Source organism: Nonomuraea lactucae (assembly GCF_003313395.1).
GTDB lineage: Bacteria > Actinomycetota > Actinomycetes > Streptosporangiales > Streptosporangiaceae > Nonomuraea > Nonomuraea lactucae.
On sequence record NZ_QNFZ01000837.1, the window covers coordinates 1 to 5,937 of the forward strand.

The following is a 5,937-nucleotide window of genomic DNA, read 5'->3' on the forward strand; positions in this document are numbered from 1 at the left end:
CGTCACGGCGGGACGCGGCGCGTCCGCCGCGTCCCGCCGTGCCCGTCCCCGGGGTGGAGGCCCCATCGCACGCCCCCTCGCCGCCCGAAAGGCGGCCGACGCGAATGGGGATATTGCTTGCGGGTGCGTGTATATATATTTTCTCCGTTCGCGCGCACGGCGTTCGGGTGCGGTCGTGCGCGTGGCCCGGCGAAAGTATTGTGCCGATATTGTGGCGGGGCGTCCCGGCATAATGCTGTAATCACCGTCGGGACACCCCGTGTTCACTTCACTGTAGGCGTCGTCTCGGTTCGGAAGGCGAAGATGACTCCTCCTGTGGCGCGAATCGCCTCGCACCGGTTCGGGTATGTCCGCGTGAATTCACGGCGCTGCCGGTTCCAGACGCCGGTGGCGGCGACGCGGACCGGGGCGTACTCCCTCGTGCAGGGGCCGGGGGCCGCGGGGACGCGGTCCACCCTGCCGTTCGTGCGGCTGAGCTGCTCGCAGGCCGCCGCCGCGTCGGCGTGCGTGCCGCCGTCCGGGACACACAGCAGCGTCGACGTCGCCGCTGGCCGCGGTGCCGTGTCGGCCTCCGAGGTGACCGTCAGGACGTAGACGCCGACGGGGTCGTACGAGGTGGAGGCCGCCGCCATGGCCGGAGCGGCGGTGAACAGCGGCACGAGGCCCGCCGCGGCGGCAGTCAGAAGCCACCCGCCGCGCCTGTACAAGGGTCGCCGGAATCGCATCGATACCTCCTGGCATCTCTACCGCGATAGCGGTAATCGGTGTGGTGAGGCGGCCTTTCTATGGCCGCCGCCTCATGTTGCGGAGGAAAGGCGCAAAGGACCCGTCGCCGGTGGGCTGTAAATCCTTGCGCCTCGGTGATGCTAGAACGAGAAATAGGGCCGGGCAACCCGCCGCCTGCCTTTGTGGTTAACAATTCAAAGAAAGCGAGGAGGAGGGTGCGCGGGGCGTCTGACCGTAAAGGCGGTGTTTCCGTGTGTGGCGCGTGTGTTTCGCGGCGGCAACCAGGTCATACCTTCACCCGAACCGGTGAAGGCGCGCGCCGGACCCTCGTCTGCTTTCCCTCGTGACCCTTTTGCGTGGAGTGACATACATCACAGACTGACGGGGACGCCGAACCACTCGGGCAGCCGGGTGAGCAGATCCGTCTGATCTTCGCCGACCCACGCCACGTGGCCGTCCGGTCGCAGCAGCACCGCGGGCACGTCCAGTTCCTCGCCGCCGTCGACGACGTGGTCGACCCGATCTGCCCACCCGGCGACCGAAAGCCGGCCGGTCCGGTCCAGCAGCAGTCCCCGGCCGCCGCGCATCAGCTCGTAGAGGCGCCCTCGCTTCAGCCCCACGTCCCGCATCCGCCGGCCGAGCAGTTCGTGGCCCTCGCCGAAGTCGTAGCGGACCCCGATCGCGGTGAGCTTCTCGATCAGGTAGCGGTTCACGTCCTCGAAGTCCATCAGCTCCGACACCAGCCGGCGCACTGAGCGGGGGCCCGGCTCGGTGGACAGCAGCTCCATCTGCGCGCGGGTGTTGTTCAGCACGTCGGCGGCCACCGGGTGCCGTTCGGTCTGGTAGGTGTCCAGCAGGCCCTCCGGCGCCCAGCCGCCGACCTCGGCAGCCAGTTTCCAGCCGAGGTTGAACGCGTCCTGGATGCCGAGGTTGAGTCCCTGCCCGCCGGTCGGCGGGTGGATGTGCGCCGCGTCGCCGGCCAGCAGCACCCGGCCGACCCGGTAGCGCTCGGCGTGCCGGGTGGCGTCGCCGAAGCGGGACAGCCAGCGCGGCGAGTGCACGCCGAAGTCGGTGCCGGCGAACACCCGCAGCTGTCGCTTGAAGTCCTCGAGGGTCGGCGGGACCGAGCGGTCCTCGGCCACCCCCTCCGCGGGCACGACGACGCGGTGCACCCCGTCCCCGAAGGGCGCGAGGCCGAACCGCTTCTGGGTCTTGCGGACTTCGGCCACCACGGCGGCCAGCGTCTCCGGCGGCACGGCCACCTCCATCTCGCCCAGCAGCGTCTCGACCCTCGTGGGCTCACCGGGGAAGCCGACGCCGAGCAGCTTGCGCACCGTGCTGCGGCCGCCGTCGCAGCCGACGAGGTAGCGCGAGCGCAGCCGCGTGCCGTCGGCCAGCTCGGCGGTCACCCCGTCCTCGTCCTGGCTCAGCCCGGCCAGTTCGCAGCCGCGCCGGATCTCGGCGCCGAGCTCGGTGGCGTGCTCGGCCAGCAGGCGATCGGTGGTGGGCTGCGGGATGCCGAGGACATAGGGATGCGCGGTGTCCAGCCGGTCGGGCGCGGGCTTGTCGATGCCGGCGAAGAAACCGCCGACCGGGTACTGCCGGCCCTGCGCGAGGAACCGCTCCAGCAGACCTCGCTGGTCCATCACCTCGATGCTGCGCACGTGCAGGCCGAGCGCGCGGACAACCCGGGTCGGCTCCGCCTCCTTCTCCAGCACGAGCACGTGCACGCCGTGCAGCCGCAACTCGCCGGCCAGCATCAGGCCGGTCGGTCCGCCGCCGGCGACGATCACGTCGAACATGAACCCCCCATTCACCAAGGTCGCGTTCCGGCCGGCGGCCCGCGCGGTCCGGCGGCCGGCCTCCGGGCGGAGATTCTGCAGCACGGCCCGGGTCTTGCCGCAAGCCCCCCAGTGCGCTATACGTTGAAAGTGGCAAGGAGCGCATGACCTCCTTGCCTTCTGCTTTTCGTCGTCCTTTGTGGACGGACGACCTCCCCCGAACAGGGCACGCTCTCAGTGGACCAGTGACACTCGCTTCCTGAAGACCCAGTAGGTCCAGCCCTGGTAGACGAGCACGAACGGCAGCGTGATGAGACCGATCCAGGTGAGCATGGTCAGCGTGTAGGGGCCGGAGGCGGCCTCGGCCAGGGTGAGGCCGGGCAGCGGTGCCACCCGGAGCCGGGCGAAGACCGCCACCGAGGTCAGCACGGTGGCCGCGGCGGTGGCGGTGAACGCCCACCCCTCGCGGCGCCGCCAGACGAGGGCGACCGCCGCCGCCAGCGTCCCCATGGCCGCCAGCGCGGGTAGCGATCCCAGCTCAAGCACCAGTCCGGCCCCCTGCCGCCCACCGGCCCCCAGGCCCGAGCCCAGGCTGGACAGGGCGATCACGGCCAGGGGGAGCGCCGCCGCGCTCATGGCCAGGGCCGCGACCCGGGCGCGGTGCCGTACCCGGCCGTCGGTTCTCAGGGCCAGGAACACGGCCCCGTGCAGCGCGCACAGCGCCAGCGTGAACGTCCCGCCCACGACGGCCGCGAGCGCGCTGTCAAGCAGCAGGTCGGCGAAGACCGCGCCCCACAGGAACGCCGGCAGCGCGCTGCCGATCAGGATGCCTAGGTCGCACCAGAACGGGTCGGAGACCTTGCCGCGCCACTCCAGCCCCACCCCGCGCACGATGAGGCCCACCAGGATGAGCACCACGGGCAGGTAGAAGGTGCTGAACAGGCCGGAGTACCAGGCGGGGAAGGCCGCGAACATGGCGCCCACCGCGGTGATCAGCCACACTTCGTTGCCGTCCCAGACCGGGCCGATCGTCCGCAGGGTCTGCCGCTGCTCGGCCCCGCCGCGGCTGACGAACGGCGCGAGCAGCCCCACGCCGAAGTCGAAGCCCTCCAGCACGAAGTAACCGGACCACAGGAAGGCGATGATGACGAACCACAGGTCGATCACTGTCTCACCTCAGTACATCAGCGACGGCTCGAGCTTCTCGGCCGCGGGCACGGGCTCGGGCGCCTCGAGGCCCCCGCGTACGTGCCTGGTCAGGAGTACGGCCTCGGCCACCGCGAGCGCGCCGTACAGGAGTGTGAAGATCGTCAGCGAGACGGCCACTTCGGCCAGGCTCACCCCGGGGGAGACGCTCGCGGCGGTCAGCAGCTCGCCCGCGACGGTCCACGGCTGACGGCCCACCTCGCTCAGCAGCCACCCCGCGATCACCGCGGCCAGGGGCAGGGGCAGGGCGAGCACGAACAGCCTCGCCAGCCAGCCGGGCATCGGCCGCCTGCGGCGGGTGAGCCACAGGCCCAGCACCGACAGCCCCACCGTGACCATCCCCAAGCCGAGCATGACCCGGTAGGACCAGAAGACGACGCCCTGGTCGGGCCGGTAGTCGCCGGGGCCGAACAGTTCCTCGAACCTGCGCTGGACGTCCTCCGCGCCCTGCACGGTGGCGTCGAAGTCGCCGGTGGACAGGAAGCTGACGACCTTGGGGATCTCGATGCCGGGCGCGATCGTGAACGGCGCTCCGGCCGTGTCACGTTCGAGGCCCTCGGCGACGGCGAGTTTCATCGGCTGCTGCTCGTGGGCCAGCTTGGCCGACATGTCGCCGCTGCCCACGACGACCGCCCCCGCGACCGCCGTCATGACCAGCGCGGCCCGCGCGACGCCCCGCCACATGTCGGCCCGGGTGCGCAGCAGCCAGTAGCCGCTCACCGCCAGCACGAACCCGCCCGCCACGACGAAGGACGCACCGATCACGTGGGGGACCTGGGCCAGCGCCGTGGAGTTGGTGAGCACCGCCCACAGGTCGGTCATCCGAGCCCTGCCGTCGACCACCTCGTAGCCCACCGGGTGCTTCATCCACGCGTTCGCCGCGAGGATGAAGTAGGCCGACAGGTTGGATCCGATGGCGGCGGCCCAGATGCAGGCCAGGTGCACCCGTTTGGGCAGCCGGTCCCAGCCGAAGATCCACAACCCCAGGAACGTGGACTCCATGAAGAACGCCAGCAGCGCCTCCATGGCCAGCGGCGCTCCGAACACGTCACCCACGAACGTGGAGTATTCGCTCCAGTTCATCCCGAACTGGAATTCCTGCACGATGCCGGTCACCACGCCCATGGCGAAGTTGATCAGGAACAGCTTGCCGAAGAACTTGGTCAGCCGGAGGTAGTGCTCCTCGCCGGTCAGGTGCCACGCCGTCTGCAGGCCCGCCACGAAGACGCCCAGGCCGATCGTCAGCGGCACGAACAGAAAGTGGTAGACGGTGGTCACCCCGAACTGCCACCGCGCCAGGTCAAGTGCGTCCATTTCCCCTCGCCGGCTCCGTTGCTCTACAGGCCGTAGTACTTCTACAACTAGTAGTACTACAAGCAGTAGAGCAGCGCGATGCGATCTCCGTCACATGCGCGCTCGTTTCGGTGCTGTCGAGGATGTCGTATTCGCGCGTACCTCTGTCAGGTCGTGATCGCCCCACGGATCCACCGTCTGGCAGGTGTTGCCCTTATCGCGGCCAACCGCCCTCCCTAGAGTGGCCATGTGAAGGTCGCAGGTAGCGCCGTGATCGGCGTCGAGAGAGATCGGGTGTGGGCCGCGCTGCAGGACCCGGCGGTGCTGGTGCGCACCATCCCAGGCTGCGAGCGCCTGGAGGAGAGCGGCCCCGACACCTACAGGATGACCGTCAACGCGGGGGTGGCGTCCATCAAGGGCGTCTACCAGGGTGAGGTGGCGCTGGCCGATCCGCACGCCCCCGAGCGCTTCGTCCTGCGGGCGCGCGGCCAGGGCGCCCCCGGCACGGTGGACGCCACGGTCCAGGTACGGCTCAGCGAGATCGACGAGGGGACCCGGGTCGACTACGACGCCGACGCCGTGATCGGCGGCATGATCGGCGGCGTGGGGCAGCGCATGCTCGGCTCGGTGGCCAAGAGGACGGCGGGGGAGTTCTTCGCTGCGGTCGAGGACCACCTGCGCGCCGCCCCGGCGCCCGGACCCGCCCAAGCACCTTCCGCCGTCGCCGCCGCGCCAGGAGCGGCCGCCGAGACCGGAGTGGCTCTGGCTCCCGGAGTGGCTCTGGCTGCCGGGGCGGCGACTCCCGCAACGGCGGCGGCTCCCGGGGCGGCTGTGTACGAGCGGCCGCCGAAGCGGCACACGGAGACGCGGCCGTGGGTCATGCTGGCCTCGTTCGGCATGGGCGCCGGCGTCGCGCTCGCGGGCGCGGCCC

5 protein-coding genes are annotated in these 5,937 nt (G+C 70.6%); 1 reads left to right on the forward strand and 4 read right to left on the reverse strand.

Going from position 1 to position 5,937, the window contains the following annotated elements; all coding sequences use genetic code 11:
* Positions 1-263: 263 nt before the first annotated feature.
* From DQW85_RS29065 to DQW85_RS29080, 4 genes are all read right to left on the reverse strand, one after another.
* Positions 264-725, reverse strand: coding sequence for an SSI family serine proteinase inhibitor (locus DQW85_RS29065; protein ID WP_113703044.1), 462 nt, complete (start codon positions 723-725; stop codon positions 264-266).
* A 372-nt stretch (positions 726-1,097) separates the two neighbouring features.
* Positions 1,098-2,528, reverse strand: a complete 1,431-nt coding sequence (gene rox / locus DQW85_RS29070) for a rifampin monooxygenase (protein WP_113703045.1) — start codon at positions 2,526-2,528, stop codon at positions 1,098-1,100.
* 213 nt (positions 2,529-2,741) lie between these two features.
* Positions 2,742-3,674, reverse strand: coding sequence for a cytochrome d ubiquinol oxidase subunit II (cydB, locus tag DQW85_RS29075; protein WP_113703046.1), 933 nt, complete (start codon positions 3,672-3,674; stop codon positions 2,742-2,744).
* Between the two features lie 9 nt (positions 3,675-3,683).
* Positions 3,684-5,027, reverse strand: a complete 1,344-nt coding sequence (locus tag DQW85_RS29080; RefSeq protein ID WP_113703047.1) for a cytochrome ubiquinol oxidase subunit I — start codon at positions 5,025-5,027, stop codon at positions 3,684-3,686.
* 228 nt (positions 5,028-5,255) lie between these two features.
* On the opposite strand from DQW85_RS29080, the gene DQW85_RS29085 reads away from it, so the two are divergent.
* Positions 5,256-5,937: SRPBCC family protein (locus tag DQW85_RS29085; protein ID WP_113703048.1), on the forward strand; the 682-nt coding region annotated here is incomplete at its 3' end.